Here is a 20,573-nt window from a genome sequence, read left to right on the forward strand (position 1 = left end):
AGCTCGGCGGTCAGACGAGCTTGCTCAAACAGTTGCCTGTACTCCCGATCGGGGAGACGTCTGCATCATGCAAGGGCAAATCGGAGGCGTCAACGGTTTTGTAGTGATTATTTTTCTTCACTACATATTGTCGGACAAAATGGTTTGGGTATGAGGATTTCCGGTCAGACACACAATCAATGTGGGAGCGAGCTTGCTCGCGATGGCGGTGTGTCAGTCAATTATCTGATGGCTGATTCACCGTCATCGCGAGCAAGCTCGCTCCCACAGGGGAATCAGGTGGGCTGATTTTTGTTGGCCTTGCGCGGTGCGCCGCCGGTCTTGCGCTTGGCTGGCTTGCGTTTGTTTTTCCATGGCGTTGCGCCACGCCCGGCGGGGCTGGCCGGGCCGCTGATGGTCAGGCTCATGCCCTGGCAGCGGGCGACGTGCTTGCTCATCCAGGCGGCTTGCCGGGTCACGAATTCTTCCAGGCTCATTTCTCCGCTTTGCACCATGTCCAGGGCCTGCTCCCAGATGGCGGTGGTGCCCGGGTCGGCAATGGCCCGGGGCACGGCGTCGATGAGGCTGAAGGCCGCCGGTGTGGCGGACAGGGCCTTGCCGTTTTTCACCAGGTAACCGCGGTCCAGTAGCCCCTGGATGATCGAGGCTCGGGTCGCTTCGGTGCCGATGCCGGTGGTGTCCTTGAGCTTCTGTTTGAGCAGCGGGTCTTCCACCAGTTTGGCGACATTCTTCATCGCCTTGATCAGGTCGCCTTCAGTGAAGGGCTTGGGCGGCTGGGTCCATAGGTCTTTGGGTTTCACCTCGTCCACCGTGCAATCGCGACCTTCGGCCAGTGCCGGCAAGGTTTGCGGTACCGGTGCTTCACGGCCCTTTGCCGGCGCCAGTGCTTCGGGCAGGGCGCGTTTCCAGCCGGGTTCGACGATCTGCTTGCCCACGGCACGCAGCGCCTGGCCGGCACAGTCGAAGTCGGTCTGGGTCCGGTCGTATTCGTGGTTGGGCAGGAACTGCGCCAGGTAGCGCGCGCGAATCAACGTGTAGACCGCACGCTGCTTGCCGGCGAGTTTGTCGAGGTTCCTGGCGGCGGCGGTGGGAATGATGCCGTGGTGGGCACTGACCTTGGCGTCGTTCCAGGCCCGGGATTTGCGCTGCGCCTGCAAATGCTCGCGCAGCGGCGCAAGGCTCGGGTCGGCCTGGGCGAGGGCGGCCAGGATGGCCGGTGCTTCGCTGTGCTGGCTCAAGGGCAGGAAACCGCAATCGCTGCGGGGGTAGGTGATGAGCTTGTAGGTCTCGTAGAGCGACTGGGCAATGTCCAGGGTTTCCTGGGCGCCGAGGCCGAGTTTCTTCGAGCAGACTTCCTGCAGGGTACCCAGGTCGAAGGGCAACGGCGCCGCTTCGCGCAGGCGCTCGGTACGCACCTTCAGTATCCGGGCGGTGGCGGCGTTGCGCATGGCCTGGGCCGCGTCTCGGGCCAGGGCCTGGTTCAGGCAGCGTTCCTGGTCGTCGCAGGCATCCGGGTCGGCGCGCCACTGGGCGGTGAACGCCGTGCCTTCATGGCTGAGCTGCACGTCGATGGCCCAATAGGCGACCGGCACGAAGTTGGCGATGCTGCGGTCGCGGTCCACCACCAGTCGCAGCGTCGGTGTCTGCACGCGGCCTACCGGCAACACACCCTGGTAGCCGGACTGGCGCCCCAGCAAGGTGAACAGGCGACTCATGTTCATGCCGATCAGCCAGTCGGCCCGGGAGCGACCCAGGGCCGAGTGATACAGGTTGAAGGTTTCGACGCCCGGCTTGAGGGCGGCCAGGGCCTTGCGGATCGACGCTTCGTCCAGGGCTGACAGCCATAGCCGCCGGATCGGTCCGCGATACCGACAATGCTCCACCAGCTCCCGGGCGATCATTTCGCCTTCGCGGTCGGCGTCGGTGGCGATCACCAGTTCCTTCGCTTCCCCCAACAGGCGCTTGACCGCCTTGTACTGGCTGGCGGTTTTCGGTTTGACGGTCATTTTCCATTGCGCGGGCACAATGGGCAGGTCGGCCAGGACCCAGCGCTTGTAGCGCGCGTCGTAGGCGTCGGGTGGGGCGGTTTCCAGCAGATGGCCGATGCACCAGGTGACCGTGACGCCAGGACCCAGCCAGCAACCGTCGCCACGGCGCGTGGCACCGAGCACCGCGGCGATGTCCTTGGCCTGGGACGGCTTTTCACACAGGTACAGCTGCATAGCGCCCTTTTCCTGAGCAGATTTCATGGGGCTGTAGCATGGTCATGGATGCGCACAAGGGCAAGTTTTATCTGTATGGATATACAGATAAAAGCGTTGCGCTGCGTTGCCAAGGGGTGTCTGGCGTGACATTCGGCGTCCTGTCGGCATGCAGAATGAATTTCTCGCAGGGGTATGGCTCATAACTTCAAGGCGGTTGAAACCGCAAAGAAGGTTTATGAGGTCAAGGAGAGTCACTTTCATGAATTCGATGCCCAATGGCAACGGCCAGGCGACTACACGTTTGATTCTCGTGGTGGAAGATGATCCGACTATCCTGGAGTTTCTCTGTGAAATCCTCGAGGAAGAAGGATTTGTCGTAGAGCCTCAGAAAAACGCTGACGATGCTTTGGAGTTCCTCGAAAAGAGCGCCCATTTCGTCGATCTGTTGCTCACCGACATCACCATGCCCGGCAAGATCGACGGTGCCGACCTGGCCAACCTGACCGGAGACCGCTGGCCGCAGATCCCGCTGCTGATCATGTCCGGCTTCGAGACGCCGGAAAGCGCCGGGATCAAGCACCACGCGTCGTTCATCGCCAAGCCCTGGGCCCTGGGCCAGATGCTGGATCTGGTGGAGAGCACGGTGAAAAATCACGCCATGCACTGAGTGATCCCAGAGGGTGGCGGCGGCCGGGCACGTTTGGGTTGCAAGCGGCGATGGGCTCCATGATAATGCGAGTCATTATCAGTCGCGAATTATTCCATTGCCATGCCCGCCAACGATCTGTCCCTACGCAGTGCTGTCGACGTTCTGTACAGTGATCATCACAATTGGCTCCAGGGCTGGTTGCGCAAGCGCTTGGGCAACACGTTCGATGCCGCCGACCTGACCCAGGATACGTTTGTGCGAGTCATCAAGGCGCGCACCGCGCTGGATATCCGTGAGCCGCGACCGTACCTGTCGATGATCGCCAAAGGGCTATTGATCGACCTGTTTCGCCGGCGCTCGCTGGAACAATCCTACCTGGAAGCCTTGGCCGCCATGCCGCAAGAGCAGCACCCATCGCTGGAAGAGCAGGCGATCCTGCTCCAGGCCCTGATGGAGATCGACCGTCTGCTCCTGGGGTTGGGGCCGCGCGTCAGGCAGGCGTTCATCCTGTCGCAGTTCGATGGCCTGACGTACCCGCAAATCGCCGAGCGCCTGGGCGTCAGCGTCCGCACGGTCAACAACCACATGGCCAAAGCCATGGAACATTGCTGCCTGATGCAAATTCAATTGCAGCTTTCATGAACCTGCCCCCCGACGAGCTGCAAGCCATCCGCGTGGCGGCACGGTGGTATGCCCGGCTGCATTCCGGTATTGCGACCGACGCGGACCGGACCGATTGGCGCACCTGGCTGGCCGCCGATCCCTTGCACAGCCAGGCCTGGCAGCGCATGGCCGCGGTGGCCGAGCAGATGGCGAGTGTGCCGGGCGCCCTGGCGGCACCGACCTTGAGCGACGCCCACCAGCGATCCCGGCGCCAGGTGTTGCGCAGCGCCTTGCTGCTGACGTCCGCCGGCGGCCTGGGCTGGCTGGGCTGGCGCAGCCAGGCAACCCAGAACCTGTTTTGTGATTACCGCACCGCAGTGGGCGAACGTCGCGCGTTCCAGCTGGCCGATGGCAGCACGGTCCTGCTCAACACCGACACCTCGATCAATGTTCGTTTCGATGGACAGCAGCGGCGCCTGGAGCTGTTGCGGGGCGAGGTGCTCGTGACGACAGCGGTCGATCCCTTGCGACGTCCGTTCAAGGTGGTCACGGGGTCGGTCGAGGTGCTGGCGCTGGGCACGCGGTTTATCGTCCGCAGCCAAGCGCGGGGCGGCGAAGTGGCGGTGCTGGAGAAAGCGGTCGAGGTGAGCCTGTTGGCAAGTGGATCAAGGATGCGGGTCGAAGCCGGCCAGCGCCTGGATTTCAACGAGCGGTCATTGGGGGCGTTGCACGGCAACGATGTGTCGGTCGGTGCCTGGCAGAAGGGAAGCATCATCGCCATTGACCGTCCCCTGGCGGCGCTGCTGGAGGAACTGTCGCGCTATCGCCCCGGTGTGCTGCGTTGGGATCCGGCGATTGGCGACTTGAAGGTTTCCGGTGTGTTTCCCGTCGATAACACCGATCTCGCCCTGGCCGCGCTGGAAAGCGGCTTTTCGTTGCGAGTGACCCGTTATAGCCGATTCTGGGTCCAGGTCTCCGGTGGCCATCGGCGGTAATGCTACGCAATAAAAAAATCAGCCCCTGCACTTTTCGTCCCCATCGTTCGGCTCTTCCTCAGTGAGTTTTTATCGACCGTTTTGGGGAGGGGAAATATGACTTGGGTGAGCGCGCCAGGCCGTCTGGTGTTTGCAGTGAAAATCAGCTTGCTGGCGGTCACGACCGCCGGCGCCACGGTCGTGAACGCCAGCCCGGTTCCAGCGGCTGCGACGCAGCAGCGCGCGGTGCAGGCCTACGATATCGGCGCCGGTCGCCTGGTGGATGTGCTGACCCGTTTCTCCAGCGCCGCCGGTGTCGCCATTTCGTTTGAGGCCCGGCAACTCGGGGGCTTGCAATCCCCCGGCCTGAAGGGGACTTTCGGCGTGGGCGACGGCTTTGCCCGCATTCTTGGCGGCAGTGGCCTGCAAGCCGCCCTCCAGGCCAACGGCACGTACGTGCTGCGCCCCGCGCCGGTCAGCGGTTCGGCATTGGAATTGGACGCCACCACCATCGAGGCACAGCGGCTCGGGGCGACCACCGAGGACAGTCACTCCTACACGACGGGGGCGGTCACCATTGGCAAGGGTGAGCACTCCCTGCGCGAAACGCCGCAATCGGTGACGGTGATCACCCGCAAGATGCTCGATGACCAGAACCTCAATACCATCGATCAAGTCATGGAAAAGACCCCCGGCATCACCGTCTACGACTCGACCATGGGCGGCAAGTATTTCTATTCCCGCGGGTTCCGCATGTCTGGCCAGTATCAATACGACGGCGTTCCGCTGGACATGGGCAACAGTTATGTCCAGGCCGACAGTTTCAGCAGCGACATGGCCTATTACGACCGGGTCGAAGTGCTGCGCGGCGCCGCCGGGATGATGAAGGGGGCGGGCGGCACGTCCGGCGGCGTCAACTTCGTTCGTAAACGCGGCCAGGCCACGGCGCAGACCGAGCTCAGCCTGTCCGGGGGAACCTGGGACAATTACCGTGGGCAGGTCGATACCGGTGGCCCGTTGAATGACGCCGGCACCGTGCGGGGCAGGGCGGTGATCGCCGAGCAGAGCCGGCACTATTTCTACGATGATGCCCGGCGCAAGGACCAGATCTACTACGGCGCCCTGGACTTCGACCTGTCGCCCGATACGACGCTCGGCCTGGGCGTAGCCTACGAGGACGTCGATGCAAGCCCGTGCTGGGGCGGGCTTCCGCGCTACCGGGACGGCAGCGATCTGAAACTCGGTCGTTCCACTTGCCTGGACCCATCGTGGAACACCTGGCGCAGCCAGCGGACCACGGTGTTCGGCGATCTCAAGCATCAGCTCAACGACGACTGGGCCGTGAAGGTCGCCAGTGTCTATACGAAAAATACCCAGGACATCAAATACGCGTTTGCATCGGGCTCGGTGGCGCCAGGCACCTCGACCACCAACATGCTGGGCAGCATGTATGACTATGACCAGGTCGATTACGGCCTCGACGCCTACCTGGACGGCAAGTTCGACGCCCTGGGGCAGCAACATGAGTTGATCGTCGGTTTCAACGCCAGTCGTTCGGACAAGGATGATTTTTTCTCGGTGGCGCTGTTGCCACAGAAGCAGAATGTGTTCGATCCGGACCGACATATTCCCGAACCGGACGACAGTTACTTCATCGAAAACTCGACGCGCGGAGGTCCGGTCAAGACCGTGACCGAGCAGCAAGGCATGTATTCGACCCTGCGGCTGAAACTGGCAGACCCCTTGACGTTTGTCGTCGGCAGCCGGGTGAGCTGGTACAGCTCCAAGACCGACTCGGTGTTCCTCACAGGCGGTACGGAGCACGCCAAGAGCACGGAGACGGGGCAAGTCACGCCGTTTGCCGCCGTGTTGCTGGACCTCAATGAGCACCTGACGGCCTATGCCAGCTATTCGGATATCTTCACGCCCCAGGGCAACTACCGCTCCGAAAGCGGCTCGGCACTCAAGCCCCTGATGGGCGAGAGTTATGAGCTGGGGATCAAGGGCGAGTGGTTCGAGGGACGCCTGAACAGCGCCTTCAACCTGTTCCGCACACTGCAGAAAGACCAGGCCCAGACTGACTACAACTCCAGTTGCGCGTCCTCGGACGGTTACTGCTACGAGAACGCTGGCAAGGTGCGCGCCCAGGGTTTCGAAGCCGAGATCAGCGGTGAAGTCATCGAGCGCCTGCAACTGCTGGCCGGCTACACCTACACCCAGACCAAGACCCTCGACGACATTGACACCAGCCTCAACGGCGGCTCGTTCAACAGCTACGTGCCGCGCCATGTGCTGCGCCTGTGGAGCGATTATGCCCTCGGCGGGGCGTTCGAACGGTTCAGTGTCGGTGCCGGGGTCAATGCCCAGAGCGACAATTTCCGCGTATCGCCGGCGACGGGCGAGAAGATCACCCAGGCCGGTTATGCCGTGTGGAACGGCCGCGTTGGCTACCGCATCGATGACACCTGGTCGGTGGCCCTCAATGGCAACAACCTGTTCGACAAGCGCTACTACACCACCATCGGCACCGAGAGCTTCGGTAACTATTACGGTGAGCCGCGCAACTTCACGATGACCTTGAAGGGGCGCTTCTGAACCGGTGGCGAGGGCGCCAATGCCCTCGCCACGGTTTTGCCCTCAGTTGGTATCCAGGTCCACGTTGCGGGTTTCCCGCAGGCAGATCATGCCCACCACCAGGCTCACCCCGGTGATCACCACCGGGTACCACAGCCCGTAGAAAATATCCCCGGTATAGACCACCAGGGCAAACGACACGGTGGGCAGGAAACCGCCGAACCAGCCGTTGCCGATGTGGTAGGGCAGGGACATGGAGGTGTAGCGGATCCGGGTCGGGAACAGTTCGACCATCAACGCCGCCAGCGGTCCGTAGCACATCGCCGAGATGATGATCAGCGCGACGATCAAGGCCACGATCATCGGCCGGTTGATCTGCTGGGCATCGGCCTGCTGCGGGTAGCCGGCCAGGGTCACTGCGCCGCGCAGGGCGGCTTCGTCGTAACCTTCGAGTTTCACGTCACCGACGCTGACCTGCACCGCGCTGCCGGCCGGGGCCGCGACGCTGCTGTAGGGCAGGCCTTGCTTGACCAGGAAGGTCTTGACCTTGTCGCACGGGCTGTCGAAACGCGCCTTGCCCACCGGGTCGAACTGGAAGGTACAGGTGGCCGGGTCGGCGACCACGGTGATCGGCGCCTGGCGGCTGGCCTGGTCGATGGCCGGGTTGGCGTAGTGGGCCAGGGTCTTGAAGATCGGAAAGTACAGGGCAGTCGCCAGCAGCAGGCCGATCATCAGCACCGGTTTGCGCCCGACCTTGTCCGACAGCCAGCCGAAAAAGATGAAGAACGGCGCACCAATCACCACGCTGACAATCAGCAGGCTGTTGGCCAGGGCCGGGTCCATCTTCAGGAACTGGGTGAGGAAAAACAGCACGTAGAACTGCGCGGCGTAGAAGGTCACCGCTTGCCCGGCATTGATGCTGAACAGGGCGATCAGCACCACCTTCAGATTTTCCCATTTGCCGAAGGATTCGCGGATCGGCGCCTTGCAGCACTTGCCTTCTTCTTTCATTTTCAGGAAGGCCGGCGACTCGTGCAGGCTCAGGCGAATCCAGGTGGAGATGCCCAGCAGCAGGATCGACAGCAGGAACGGAATGCGCCAGCCCCAGACTTCGAACTGATCGCCAGTGAAGTAGCGGCAGCCCAGCACCACCAGCAGCGAGAGCAACAGCCCCAACGTGGCGGTGGACTGAATCCAACTGGTATGGAAACCGCGCTTGCCCATCGGCGCATGCTCGGCGACATAGGTCGCCGCGCCGCCGTACTCACCACCCAGGGCCAAACCCTGGAGCATGCGCAACACCACCAGGATGATCGGCGCGGCGATGCCGATGCTGGCGTAGTTGGGCAGCAGGCCGACGCAGAACGTCGCCAGGCCCATGAGGATGATGGTGGCCAGGAACGTGTACTTGCGCCCGATCATGTCCCCCAACCGACCGAACACCAGTGCCCCGAACGGCCGCACGATGAAACCGGCGGCGAAGGCCATCAGGGCGAAGATGAACGCGGTGGTGTCGTTGACCCCGGCGAAGAACTGCTTGCTGATCACCGCCGCTAGGGCGCCATAGAGGAAAAAGTCGTACCACTCGAACACCGTCCCCAGGGACGAGGCGAAGATGACTTTCTGGGTTTCCTGGCTGGTGCCGGCGCTGCGCGTGGCTTCCAGGGGCTGAACATGCTCGGACATAGCGGTATCCCTCACAGTGATTGTTTTTGTTGTTCCACTGCGACGCCGGGGTGGCGTCTCCTGATTTGACACACTTTCCTTGAATCGACTCACCCCCTTGTGGGAGCGAGCTTGCTCGCGATAGCTGCCTGTCTGTCACCCACAAGTTGAATGTGCCGCCGTCATCGCGAGCAAGCTCGCTCCCACAGGTGTTTCTGTTGTTCTTCAGACCGTAGCAGGTGTTTTTTCGACGTCGGTGCTCCTCGTCGCGGGGTTGAGCATCATTTGCGCCGCCTTCTCGGCAATCATCAGCGTCGGCGAGCAGGTGTTGCCCGAGGTGATGCGCGGCATGATCGAGGCATCGGCGATGCGCAGGCCCTTGATGCCGTGGACGCGCAGTTGCGCATCCACCACCGCGTCGCGATCCTGGCCCATGCGGCAAGTACCGACCGGGTGGAAAATCGTCGTGCCGATCCGGGCGGCGGCCTGGTGCAGTTGCTCTTCGGTTTGCAGGCTGGGGCCCGGCAGGTATTCCACCGGTTTGAACGCGCTCAGGGCCGGGGCCGCGACGATGCGGCGGGTCAGGCGGATGGCGTCGGCGGCGACCCGCAGGTCCTCGGGGTGGCTCAGGTAGTTGGGCTGGATCAGCGGCGCTTCGTGCGGGTCGGCCGAACGAATGTCCACCCGGCCACGGCTTTGCGGGCGCAGGTCGCAGACCGACGCGGTGAACGCCGGGAAGCTGTGCAGCGGTTCGCCGAAGCGTTCCAGGGACAGCGGCTGCACGTGGTATTCGAGGTTGGCCGAGGTTTGTTCCGGGCCCGAGCGGGCGAATGCGCCGAGTTGGCTGGGGGCCATGGACAGCGGGCCGCTGCGGTCGTACAGATAGCGCAGGCCCATGCCCATCTTGCCCCACAGGGTGCCGGCGATCTGGTTCAGGGTGCGGGCGTTTTCCAACTGGTAGATCAGCCGCAGTTGCAGGTGGTCCTGCAAGTTGCCGCCGACACCGGGCAGTTCATGGGTCACGCCGATGCCCAGGCGTTGCAGCAGGCTGCGCGGGCCGATCCCGGAACGTTGCAGGATCCCCGGCGACCCCACGGCCCCGGCGCACAGGACGATTTCCTTGCGGGCCTTGAAGGTCATGCCCTTGCCTTGCCAGCGCGCGCTGACGGCGTGGGCGCGCTCGTCACGCAGCAACACGCGGTCGACCTCGACGTCGGTCAACACCGTGAGGTTGGCGCGCTGGCGAACCGGCTTGAGAAACGCCTTGGCCGCGTTCCAGCGCACCCCGGCTTTCTGGTTGACCTGGAAGTAGCCACAGCCTTCATTGTCGCCGCCGTTGAAGTCGTCGACGTTGGGGATGCCGCTCTGCTCGGCGGCACTGCGGAAGGCATCGAGAATCGGCCAGGACAGGCGCTGGCGTTCGACCCGCCATTCGCCGCCGGCGCCGTGAAATTCGGAGGCGCCGGCAAAGTGGTTTTCGCTCTGGCGGAACAGCGGCAGCACGTCTTCCCAGGCCCAGCCGGGATTGCCCTCGGCAGCCCAGCCATCGTAGTCCGTGGCCTGGCCGCGCATGTAGATCATGCCGTTGATGGAGGAGCAACCGCCCAGGACCTTGCCGCGCGGGTAGCTCAGGGCCCGCCCTTGCAGGCCCGGTTGTGCTTCGGTCTTGAAGCACCAGTCGGTGCGTGGGTTGCCGATGCAGAACAGATAGCCGACCGGGATGTGAATCCACGGATAGTTGTCGCGCCCGCCGGCTTCGAGCAGCAGCACCCGGTGTTGCGGGTTGGCCGAAAGCCGATTGGCCAGCAAGCACCCGGCAGGGCCGGCGCCCACGATCACGTAATCGTATTCATCGACGACAGGTTGCATTCGCGACCTCATTCTTGTTGTTGTGGGACTCATCCTAGTTGTTAGTTTTCGTCAAAAGAATGTTAGTTTTTGCGCAGTGGCTGTGCGTTTATAAACAGTCATGCCTTCAGGCGTGCTCAAGGATCGCTTCATGTTCGACTGGAATGACCTGCGCTATTTCCTGGAACTGCAACGCAGCGGGCGCTTGTTGACGGCTGCACGGCGCCTGAACACCACCCACGCTACGGTGGCCCGGCATATCGAGGCCATCGAGAAAAGCCTGGGCACCGCATTGTTCGTCCAGCATGCCCAGGGCTATGAACTGACCCCGGCGGGCGAGACGTTGCTCAAGCACGCCGAAGCCATGGAAAACGTGGCGTTGCTGGCCCAGGAGGACATCACCCAGTCCAGTGCGCCCCTGGGCAAGATCCGCCTGGGGGTGACCGAAGGGCTGGGCATCATGTTCCTCGCCAGTCGCATGGATGGGTTGTTCCAGCGCTATCCGGGGCTGGAGGTGGAACTGGTGGCGGTGCCGCGCTTTGTCAGCATCCTCAACCGTGAGGCGGAAATCAGCATCCACCTCGAGCGCCCGGCGGCCGACCTGCTGGTGACCCGCAAACTCACCGACTACAGCCTGGCGCTGTACGCCAGCCAGGCCTACCTGGACCGCTCGCCAGCGTTGCGCAGCCGCGAGGACCTGGCTCGCCACGCCTGGATCGGTTATGTCGATGACCTTTTGTTCAGCCAGGAACTGATGTTCCTCAACAGCTTTTGCCGCAACCCCCGGGTGGTGTTCCACAGTACCAGCGTCATCGCCCAGCAACAGGCCGCGCGCTCGGGCCTGGGGATCGCCGTGTTGCCGTGCTACATGGCCAGCGGTGACCCGACGCTGGTGCCGTTGCTGCCGGACGAAACCATCCGCCGCAGCTATTGGATCAGCACCCGTCGCGAACTGCACAAGTCCGTACGCCTGCGGGTGTTGTGGGATTACGTGGTGCAGTTGTGCGAGCGCGAGCAGGCCCTGCTGTTGCCCTGACTCCAAATCCGGCGACATCACCGTGGCGAGGGAGCTTGCTCCCGTTGGGCTGCGCAGCAGCCCCAAAACCCCAGTTCGCAATGTCCCTGACCCACCGCAATGAATGGGTCAGGGCTGCTTCGCACCCCAGCGGGAGCAAGCTCCCTCGCCACAGTGGGCTGTGCAAGTGCTGGCCGCCCAAGCCCCCTTTTATGGCCCCCAATGACCTCAAGCCGATGCGGTGGCGTGCCTTAGTGTGGGAACTGCCAGACCCACCACAAGAAAGGCGCAACCATTGCGCCGCCAAGAGGGGCCTTATGTCGGCAATCACGCCTTCCTTCCTGCTTCGAACCGCTGCCGTCGTGTCGTTCGGCGCGTTGCTTGCCGCGTGTGGCGAAGAGGCCAAGCCGCCCGCGCCCACGGTATTCACGACCATGCCCAGCGATGCGGCACTGGCCCAGGTCTACGACAGCAGCTGCAAGCTCTGCCACGCCAACCCCGGTGCCGGGGCACCGTTGACCGGCGATACGAACGCCTGGGCCCCGCGGGTTGCCCAGGGCGCCGACACCCTGCTGGACCACGCGATCAACGGCTACAACGGCATGCCGCCGATGGGCCTGTGCATGCACTGTTCCGAAGAGCAGTTCCTGGCCCTGATTGCCTTCATGTCCGGTCAACACTTCCAATAATGAACACGGGTACTACGGCATGACGATGGATTACTCACGGCGTCGGTTGCTGCAACAGGCCGGCGTTGTCGCCGCCTTTACGGCACTGGGCAGCCAGGGCGCCCTGGCCGAGCTGATGCGTGCGCCGCGGTTGATCCCGTGGCGCAACTGGTCCGGTGCGCAGAGTTGCCTGCCGGCGGCGCGCCTGGCCCCCAAGGACCTCGATGAGCTGGTGCAGGTGGTGCGCCGCGCCGAAGGACGGATTCGTCCGGTGGGTTCCGGTCATTCCTTCAGCGCTCTGGTGCCCACCGATGGCACCTTGTTGTCGCTGAGTTTTTTCAGTGGCCTGCTGGATCACGACGAGGCCAGCCTGCAAGCTGCGTTCGGCGGCGGCACGCCCATGTCGCGCATGGGCCCGGCGCTCAAGGCCATCGGCCAGGCACTGCCGAACATGGCCGACGTGGATTACCAGACCCTGGCCGGTGCCATCGCCACCTCGACCCACGGCACCGGCAAGGCCTTTGGCTCGTACGCGTCCCAGGTCGTCGGCCTGCAACTGGTCACGGCCAGCGGCGAGGTCCTCGATTGCGATGCCCAACGCCATACCGAAGTGTTCAAGGCTGGCCGGGTGTCCCTTGGCGCGCTGGGGCTGGTGACCCGCGTGCGCCTGCAGAACCGCGCTGCCTATCGCTTGCGCGAGCGCCAGTGGGTGGCGAAAACCGAGGAGTTGCTCGAGGACGTGGACGCCAACACCCGGGACAACCAGCACTGGGAAATGCAAGTCGTTACCCATTCCGACTATGCGCTGTCGATCACCCTGAACGAGACCACGGATCCGGCCACGCCGCCGATCAGCCCCGAGGAGGAGGGCGGCAATGAGTTCGTTTCCCTGATCGAAAACCTCGACAAGTACGGGAGCGATTTTCCGGCGATCCGGCGAGCGTTGCTCAACAGCCTGCGGCTGGTGGCCGATTTCGATGACCGCGTCGGTGATTCCCATGACATCTACGCCAATGCCCGCACCGTGCGCTTCAACGAGATGGAGTACTCAGTGCCGGCCGAACACGGCCCGGCGTGCCTGCGGGAGATCCTTGCACTGATCCGCGACAAGGACCTGCGCACCTGGTTTCCCATCGAATACCGCTACGTGAAAGCCGACGACATTGCCTTGAGCATGTTCGAAGGCCGGGACAGTTGCTCGATCTCCGTGCACCAGCATTACCAGATGGACCATCACAATTTCTTCGCCGCCATCGAGCCGATCTTCTGGAAGTACCAGGGCCGTCCCCACTGGGGGAAATTGCACTCCCTGAACGCCAAGGCCCTCCAGGCGCTGTACCCGCGCTGGACTGAATTCACCCAGGTGCGCCAGGCATTGGACCCTGGCGGCAAGTTCCTCAATGGGCATCTTTCATCGATTCTGGGTTTGAGCTGAAGCAAGAACCTGTGGGAGCGAGCTTGCTCGCGATGGCGGTGCATCAGTCGACATTCATGCAAACTGATTCATTGCTATCGCGAGCAAGCTCGCTCCCACAATTGTTTTGGGGGGGCATAAGGATCAGTATTTCCCTGCACATCTCCTGTGGGAGCGAGCCTGCTCGCGAAGCAGCGACTCGGTCAAAACGCAAACGGAATACTGATCTTGGCCCAGAGCATTTCCCCTTCCGGACGATTCTCCACGTCGAATTCCTTGGCCCAACGGATCTCGGCGCTGGCGTATTTGAGGAAGGTCAGGTGCAACGCCGGGCCAATGGCAAAGACCTGGCCGCGTACGCCATCGTCCACGTCTTGCCCGGCGAATTGCACGGTGCGGCCATACTGTTTGTCGTCAGTGGTCTGCTTGAGGTAGTAGCCGTTGAGCCCCAGCCTCAAGTTGTCGGTCACGCGGTAGCTGACGGAGTAATCGAAGTGGAAAATCTGCCCCGAACGGTAGTCGGTGTCCTTGTTCTTGCGGTTGAAGCTATAGGTGCTTTTCATCGACACCTCGGTGTCTTCCGTGGGCAACCAGGTGAAGGAAAACAGCGGCTTGTAGGTGTAGAAATTGTTGCTGGTGTTGGCCAGTCGATCGGTGCTGTATTCGCCGGTCGGTACGGTGATTTCCACCGCCGCGGCCAGGGTCAGGTTTTTGCCCATGTCCCAGAGCACGATGGGCGAAATGGTCGTGTCGCCCATGCCCTCGCGGGTGTCATGCAGGCCGAACACCGAAACTTCCTGCTTGATCCAGGGCTGGGCGATGTAGATCCCCGCGCGCCCACCGGCCACCCGCAACGGGCTCAGGTAATCGATGCGCGGGACCACTGCCGTGGATTCGATTTCGACATCCGGCAGTTCGCCGCCCAATGAACTGATGTTGAATTTCCGGGCCTTGTAATGGTTGTAGTAGAGGTTGAACGCGACCATGTGGTCCGGAAGGCTGTCGACCTCCAGCGGCAACACAAAAAAACCGTCGGTGCCAGGGCCGATGTTGTCCACCCCCGATTCGGTCGCCAGGGCGGGCAGGGCACCGCCGCAGGCCAGGCCGAGGGTCAGTTGCAAGGCGAATGTCGTGCGGGTCGGGTTCATGAGGGGGCTCATTATTATTGTTGGAAATGCACCGGAGGTCCGAGTCATACAAATAAGCCCTTCGCCGCCGACAGGGCAGGGTATTGGCGGCCATACAGGGGACTTGGGCGGCCAGATTTTCAGGCCCCTCTATCCAGCGGCTCATGCTAACTTTATGAAATAACCGGTTACAAAAACGCCACCTAACGTGCTCCGGAATCCGCCCCATGCAGATGAAAGTCATTGATCCCACCTATGAATTGGCGCTGGTATCGCCATTTCTGCTGCAAACCCTGGCCGAGGTGGTGGCGGACAAGGGCTTCGATGCCGCCAGCCTGTGTCGCGGCCTGGGGTTCGACCTCGATGATCTGCAAGATCCGGCCCAGCGCATTTCCTACCGCCAGGCCGTGATCATGATTCAACGTTCGCTCAAGCTGTTGCCCGACCAGGGCCTGGGGCTGTGGGTGGGTGATCGCAACGTGCTTGGCACCCTCGGCCTGCTGGGTCACGTCTTGTCGTTGTGCGAAACCCTGCGCGATGCCTTCGCCTTGGGGGTTCGTTACCAGCACACCACCGGCGGCATCGCGGTAACCCGTGTCGAAGAAGCCACTGACCGAATCAGGGTCGAGGTCACTTGCCGCCTACCTTTCGCCGAGATCCAGGTGTTTGCCGTGGAAGAGTTCTTCGCCAGCCTGATGGTCTATGGTCGGGCGCTGGCCGGTCCCGATTTCAAGCCCCTGGCCGTGGAGTTCATGCACGCCGCGCCGTCCTATGCCCAGGAATATCAGCGGATATTGGGACCGGATGTGCGCTTCGGTTGCCGGCACAATCGTATGTTGATCGATGTGCGCTGGCTGGATATGCGCCTGCCCAATCATCACCCGCTGGCCCTGCGCCAGGCATTGGCCTTGCTGGAGCAGGAGGCCTGCGAGGTCCACCAGAAAATCGACCTGATCCAGACCGTGGAACGAGCCATTGCCCGGGATCTGAGTCGTGGCAGTCACATCGAGAAAATCGCCAGCGATCTCAACATGAGCAGCCGCACCTTGCGTCGGCGCTTGACCGAACACAGCCTGACCTTCGAGACCTTGCTCGAACAAGTGCGCCGCAGCCGCACCCTGAACCTGCTGGCCAACCCCGAATTGTCCATCGAGCGCATCACCGAAGAAGTCGGCTACAGCGATGTGCGCAGTTTCCGTCGGGCGTTCCGGCGCTGGACCGGCATGAGCCCCAGTGCCTTTCGCAGCGAAGGCGCCCAGCTCTAAGGTTATGTCCAAACGGTATTTCTCAAGTCTTGGCGGGTTTCCCTAAGATCACGTCATAACTCGTTATGACAAGTGATAGAGGCCATGTCCGACAACGTTCTTTCCCTCAACAGCGTACCGCTGCACACGCAACTGCGAGATGTGCTGCGTGCGCGGATTCTCGACGGTGAATACCCCCAGGGCGGGCAGATGCCCTCGGAAAGCGAGCTCGGCGCGTTGTTTCGCGTCAGCCGCATCACCGTGCGCCAGGCCTTGGGCGATCTGCAAAAGGAAGGCCTGATTTTCAAGATCCACGGCAAAGGCACGTTCGTGGCCAAGCCCAAGACCTTCCAGAACGTCAGCACTCTCCAGGGCCTGGCCGAGTCCATGACCGGGCGCGGTTTCGAGGTGATCAACCGCTTGCTCAGTTTCAAGTTCATCGCGGCCGACAAACAGGTGGCCGAGCGCCTGAAGTTGACGGAAGGGGACACGGTGGTGCAGATCAAGCGGGTGCGCTTGATCAACCGCGAGCCGGTTTCCCTGGAGATCACCTACCTGCCCAAGGCCCTGGGTGAACGGTTGGAAAAGGCCGACCTGGTCACCCGCGACATTTTCCTGATCCTGGAAAACGACTGCGCCTTGACCTTGGGCCATGCCGACCTGGCCATCGATGCGGTGCTGGCCGACAGCGACCTGACCCAGGCGCTGGAGGTCGAACCAGGCTCGCCCATCATGCGCATCGAGCGCCTGACCCATGACGCCAGCGGCCAGCCCCTGGACTTCGAACACCTCTATTACCGTGGCGATGCCTTCCAGTACCGCTTGCGGATCGACCGGCACAAAGGGACGCAGCTCCATGACTAGAAGCACCCTGGAACAGGAATACGACATTGTCGTCATCGGCGGTGGCACGGCCGGGCCCATGGCGGCGATCAAGGCCAAGGAACGCAACCGTGACTTGCGCGTGTTGCTGGTGGACAAGGCCAACGTCAAGCGCAGCGGTGCCATCAGCATGGGCATGGACGGCTTGAACAACGCCATCATCCCCGGTCATTCCACGCCCGAGCAGTACACCAAGGAAATCACCATCGCCAACGACGGCATCGTCAACCAGGCGGCGGTGTACGCCTATGCCACCCACAGTTTCGAAACGATCGAGCAACTGGATCGCTGGGGCGTGAAGTTCGAGAAGGATGAAACCGGCGACTATGCGGTGAAAAAGGTCCATCACATGGGCGCCTATGTGTTGCCGATGCCGGAAGGGCACGACATCAAGAAGGTGCTTTATCGCCAACTGAAACGGGCGCGAGTGAGCATCACCAATCGGCTGGTCTGCACCCGCTTACTGACCGATGACGCGGGCGCGGTGAACGGTGTGATGGGCTTCGATTGCCGCACCGCCGACTTCCATGTGATCAAGGCCAAGGCCGTGATTCTCTGCTGCGGCGCGGCGGGGCGCCTGGGCTTGCCGGCTTCCGGCTACCTGATGGGCACGTATGAAAACCCGACCAATGCCGGCGACGGCTATGCCATGGCCTATCACGCCGGTGCCGAATTGGCGAACCTGGAGTGCTTCCAGATCAACCCGTTGATCAAGGACTACAACGGCCCGGCGTGCGCCTATGTCACCGGGCCCCTGGGCGGCTACACCGCCAACAACAAGGGCGAGCGCTTCATCGAGTGCGACTACTGGAGCGGGCAGATGATGTGGGAGTTCCATCAGGAACTCGAAGGTGGCAATGGCCCGGTGTTCCTCAAGCTCGATCATCTGGCCGAGGAAACCATCCAGAACATCGAAGAGATCCTGCACAGCAACGAACGGCCGAGTCGCGGTCAGTTCCATGCCAACCGCGGCACCGACTACCGCACGCAGATGGTGGAGATGCACATTTCCGAAATCGGTTTTTGCAGCGGCCATTCGGCGTCGGGCGTGTGGGTCAACGAGCGGGCCGAGACCTCGGTCAAGGGCCTGTACTCGGCCGGCGACATGGCGGCAGTGCCGCACAACTACATGCTCGGTGCGTTCACCTACGGCTGGTTTGCCGGCAACAACGCCGCGGATTTCGTCGCCGGGAAGGATTTCTCGGCGCTGGATGCCGGGCAGATCGAACGGGAGAGGGCACGTGTCTACGCGCCGCTGGACCGCGAGCACGGCCTGCCGCCGGCCCAGGTGGAATACAAGCTGCGCCGCTTCGTCAACGATTACCTGCAACCGCCGAAAGTCACCAAGAAAATGCAGATCGGCCTGCAACGCTTCAGCGATATCCAGCGCGACCTGGACCAGCTCAAGGCCCACAACCCTCATGAGCTGATGCGCGCCATGGAAGTCAGCGTGATCCGCGACTGCGCCGAAATGGCCGCCCGAGCCTCGCTGTTTCGCGCCGAAAGCCGTTGGGGCCTGTACCACTATCGGGTCGATCATCCACAACGCAACGACAGCGACTGGTTCTGCCATTGCCATTTGAAGAAGGGCGATGACGGCGCGATGACTTCATTCAAGAAAGCCGTCGAACCCTACGTCATCGCCCTCGATGCCGACGAACTGCAGGCCTACGACCGGCTGCGGGTCGGTGCCGACGCGGCGTGAACCGTCCACCCAGAGAGAACGCCCATGGCCTATCAACCCCAGGAAATCTTTTTCCGCTCCAATGCCCCCGTCACCGTGGACGAGGACAAATGCATCGCTCACAAGGGCTGCACGGTTTGCGTCGATGTCTGCCCCATGGACCTGCTGGCAATCAACCCGGCGACCCAGAAGGCCTACATGGCGTTCGACGAATGCTGGTACTGCATGCCGTGTGAAAAGGACTGCCCGACGGGGGCGGTGAAGGTGGAAATTCCGTATCTGTTGCGCTGACTGACAGGACGTCATCGCGAGCAAGCTCGCTCCCACAGTGGATCGAAGCCAGTCGCAGATCTTATGCACACCGATAAACCTGTGGGAGCGAGCTTGCTCGCGATGAGGCCCACCCAAACACCACAAAAGCCATCCGGCCACCCCGGACGCACATTCAGAACACCCCTCGTTTCCCACCGCGCCCTGATCGCGGCGGAGACGAACATCCAATAAATGATTCGAGGGGACACACCCATGCTATTGCGTGCAGCACTCGCCAGTCTGGTACTGGCTTCATTGACCCTGCCTGCCCAGGCAGAAACCATCCGTATCGCCATCGGCACCCAGGACACCACCATCAACTGCGCCGCCGGCGGGTTGTTGATCCGGGAGCTGGGCCTGCTGGATAAATACCTGCCCCATGACGGCGCCTACAAGGACGCCCAATACGATATCCAGTGGAAGAACTTCACCAGCGGCGCGCCGCTGACCAACGAGATGGTCGCCGGCAAACTCGACTTCGGCGCCATGGCCGATTTCCCCGGTGCGTTCAACGGCGTGGCGTTCGAAACCGCCGGTAAGCACAGCCTGTTTATCAGCGTGCTGTCGGGCAGCACCCAGGGCAGCGGCAACGGCATCGTGGTGCCCAGTGCGTCGGGCGTGCAGTCCCTGGCCGAGCTCAAGGGCAAGACCATTTCCGTGCCGTTCGCCTCCACCGCCCACGGCATGTTGTTGCGCGCCGTGGCGGCCCAGGGCTGGGATCCGCTCAAGGATGTGAACATCATTGCCCAGCCGCCGGAAGTCGCCGGCTCGGCGCTGCAAGCCGGCAAGATCGACGCCCACGCCGACTTCGTGCCGTTCGCCGAACTGTTCCCCAGCCGGGGTTTCGCCCGCAAGATCTACGACGGCGCCCAGGCCAACACACCGACGTTCCACGGCGCGCTGGTGGACCAGGCCTATGCCAAGCAGTACCCGGAAATCGTCGTCGCCTACCTGCGCGCCACCATCGAGGCCAATCAACTGCTGGCCGCCGAGCCGGAGAAGTACAGCGAGCTGATCGCCAAGGTCACCGGGGTGGATGCCGAGGTCAATTACCTGTTTCACGGGCCACTGGGGGTGCAGACCCGCGACCTGACCTGGAAACCGGAATACCGCCAGGCCGTCGGCACCGCCATCGACACCCTCAAGCTGCTGAAAAAGGCTGATCGCGGCCTGGACCTCAATACCTTCATCGATGACCAGTACATCCGCGCCGCCTTCAAGGCGTCGAACCTGGACTACACCGCGCAACTGGCTAACTACGCCCAGACCCCGCTGGGCAGCAGCGATGCGTCGACCGGCCAGGCAATCGCCGACGCCCGCCACGTGGCCGAGATCTGGGTGCGCGGCGAGCCGAAAGTGCGCCATTACGCCTCGGCCCAATCGGCCTTCGCCGCGCTGGCGAGCCTCAAGCAGGAAGGCAAGGGCATCCGCGCCGTCTATGCCCAGGCCAGCGACAGCGGAATCAAGCTGCTGGCCGAACAGGCGTGGTTCGCCAGTGATGCCAAGGGCCAGCTCAGTGCGTTCCTGCTCAAGGGCCAGGCCCAGCAATTTGCCACGGCCCAGGGCGGAAAAGTCTTCGACTTCAGCGAGGCCACCACCCAGGCCGTTGCCGCCCGCTGATTTCGGCCAATGACCTGTGGGAGCGAGCTTGCTCGCGATAGCGTCAGACCAGTTGAATGGATGTGACTGACACGCCGCTATCGCGAGCAA

General features: G+C 62.5%; 16 protein-coding genes. 12 read left to right on the top strand and 4 right to left on the bottom strand.

The genetic code is table 11. From position 1 onward, the window contains the following. Positions 1 to 275: 275 nt before the first annotated feature. Positions 276 to 2,222 carry a DNA topoisomerase III gene (locus J4E63_RS17735; protein WP_207282807.1) on the bottom strand — a complete coding sequence of 649 codons (1,947 nt, stop codon included), beginning with the start codon at positions 2,220 to 2,222 and terminating at the stop codon, positions 276 to 278. A 241-nt stretch (positions 2,223 to 2,463) separates the two neighbouring features. Here J4E63_RS17735 and J4E63_RS17740 point away from each other — a divergent pair, with 241 nt between their 5' ends. The 4 genes from J4E63_RS17740 (at position 2,464) to J4E63_RS17755 (ending at position 7,025) form a co-directional block, all read left to right on the top strand. Beyond that, complete coding sequence (locus J4E63_RS17740; protein ID WP_072406937.1) at positions 2,464 to 2,871, top strand: response regulator; 408 nt, start codon at positions 2,464 to 2,466, stop codon at positions 2,869 to 2,871. Positions 2,872 to 2,973: 102 nt separating this feature from the next. Further along, a complete protein-coding gene (locus tag J4E63_RS17745; RefSeq protein WP_060741487.1) occupies positions 2,974 to 3,495 on the top strand; it encodes a sigma-70 family RNA polymerase sigma factor in 522 nt (173 codons plus the stop codon). Continuing rightward, entirely contained in the window at positions 3,492 to 4,451 is a 960-nt protein-coding gene (locus J4E63_RS17750) for a FecR domain-containing protein (protein ID WP_207282808.1), read from the top strand. Before J4E63_RS17745 ends, J4E63_RS17750 begins: the two co-directional genes overlap by 4 nt. 96 nt (positions 4,452 to 4,547) lie before the next feature. Next, entirely contained in the window at positions 4,548 to 7,025 is a 2,478-nt protein-coding gene (locus J4E63_RS17755; protein WP_207282809.1) for a TonB-dependent receptor, read from the top strand. Between the two features lie 42 nt (positions 7,026 to 7,067). Here J4E63_RS17755 and J4E63_RS17760 read toward each other — a convergent pair whose 3' ends face one another. Together J4E63_RS17760 and J4E63_RS17765 are read right to left on the bottom strand one after the other, a co-directional pair. Then, positions 7,068 to 8,690, bottom strand: a complete 1,623-nt coding sequence (locus tag J4E63_RS17760; RefSeq protein ID WP_060741490.1) for an MFS transporter — start codon at positions 8,688 to 8,690, stop codon at positions 7,068 to 7,070. Positions 8,691 to 8,894: 204 nt separating this feature from the next. Next, complete coding sequence (locus J4E63_RS17765) at positions 8,895 to 10,538, bottom strand: GMC family oxidoreductase (protein ID WP_207282810.1); 1,644 nt, start codon at positions 10,536 to 10,538, stop codon at positions 8,895 to 8,897. Between the two features lie 130 nt (positions 10,539 to 10,668). Here J4E63_RS17765 and J4E63_RS17770 point away from each other — a divergent pair, with 130 nt between their 5' ends. The 3 genes from J4E63_RS17770 (at position 10,669) to J4E63_RS17780 (ending at position 13,635) form a co-directional block, all read left to right on the top strand. Beyond that, positions 10,669 to 11,553 carry a LysR family transcriptional regulator gene (locus J4E63_RS17770; RefSeq protein ID WP_207282811.1) on the top strand — a complete coding sequence of 295 codons (885 nt, stop codon included), beginning with the start codon at positions 10,669 to 10,671 and terminating at the stop codon, positions 11,551 to 11,553. 296 nt (positions 11,554 to 11,849) lie between these two features. Continuing rightward, on the top strand, positions 11,850 to 12,221 hold the full coding sequence (locus tag J4E63_RS17775; RefSeq protein WP_207282812.1) for a cytochrome c5 family protein: 372 nt from the start codon (positions 11,850 to 11,852) through the stop codon (positions 12,219 to 12,221). A 115-nt stretch (positions 12,222 to 12,336) separates the two neighbouring features. Then, positions 12,337 to 13,635: a D-arabinono-1,4-lactone oxidase gene (locus J4E63_RS17780; RefSeq protein ID WP_207283227.1), complete on the top strand. Its 1,299-nt coding sequence runs from the start codon at positions 12,337 to 12,339 to the stop codon at positions 13,633 to 13,635. A gap of 182 nt (positions 13,636 to 13,817) precedes the next feature. Here the strand turns inward: J4E63_RS17780 and J4E63_RS17785 are convergent, their stop codons facing one another. Next, positions 13,818 to 14,762, bottom strand: coding sequence for a transporter (locus J4E63_RS17785; RefSeq protein WP_060741494.1), 945 nt, complete (start codon positions 14,760 to 14,762; stop codon positions 13,818 to 13,820). Between the two features lie 206 nt (positions 14,763 to 14,968). Between J4E63_RS17785 and J4E63_RS17790 the strand changes: the two genes are divergently transcribed. From J4E63_RS17790 to J4E63_RS17810, 5 genes are all read left to right on the top strand, one after another. After that, positions 14,969 to 16,006, top strand: a complete 1,038-nt coding sequence (locus tag J4E63_RS17790) for an AraC family transcriptional regulator (RefSeq protein ID WP_207282813.1) — start codon at positions 14,969 to 14,971, stop codon at positions 16,004 to 16,006. An 84-nt stretch (positions 16,007 to 16,090) separates the two neighbouring features. Further along, complete coding sequence (locus J4E63_RS17795; protein WP_207282814.1) at positions 16,091 to 16,849, top strand: GntR family transcriptional regulator; 759 nt, start codon at positions 16,091 to 16,093, stop codon at positions 16,847 to 16,849. Continuing rightward, positions 16,842 to 18,572 (top strand): fumarate reductase/succinate dehydrogenase flavoprotein subunit, encoded by a 1,731-nt coding sequence (locus J4E63_RS17800; protein WP_207282815.1) that lies wholly within the window; start codon positions 16,842 to 16,844, stop codon positions 18,570 to 18,572. Before J4E63_RS17795 ends, J4E63_RS17800 begins: the two co-directional genes overlap by 8 nt. Before the next feature lie 24 nt (positions 18,573 to 18,596). Beyond that, positions 18,597 to 18,842, top strand: coding sequence for a ferredoxin family protein (locus J4E63_RS17805; RefSeq protein ID WP_003180418.1), 246 nt, complete (start codon positions 18,597 to 18,599; stop codon positions 18,840 to 18,842). Between the two features lie 234 nt (positions 18,843 to 19,076). Further along, positions 19,077 to 20,483 carry an ABC transporter substrate-binding protein gene (locus J4E63_RS17810; protein WP_207282816.1) on the top strand — a complete coding sequence of 469 codons (1,407 nt, stop codon included), beginning with the start codon at positions 19,077 to 19,079 and terminating at the stop codon, positions 20,481 to 20,483. Positions 20,484 to 20,573: the final 90 nt, after the last annotated feature.

The organism is Pseudomonas sp. FW300-N2F2, assembly GCF_017351655.1.
Classification (GTDB): domain Bacteria; phylum Pseudomonadota; class Gammaproteobacteria; order Pseudomonadales; family Pseudomonadaceae; genus Aquipseudomonas; species Aquipseudomonas fluorescens_AA.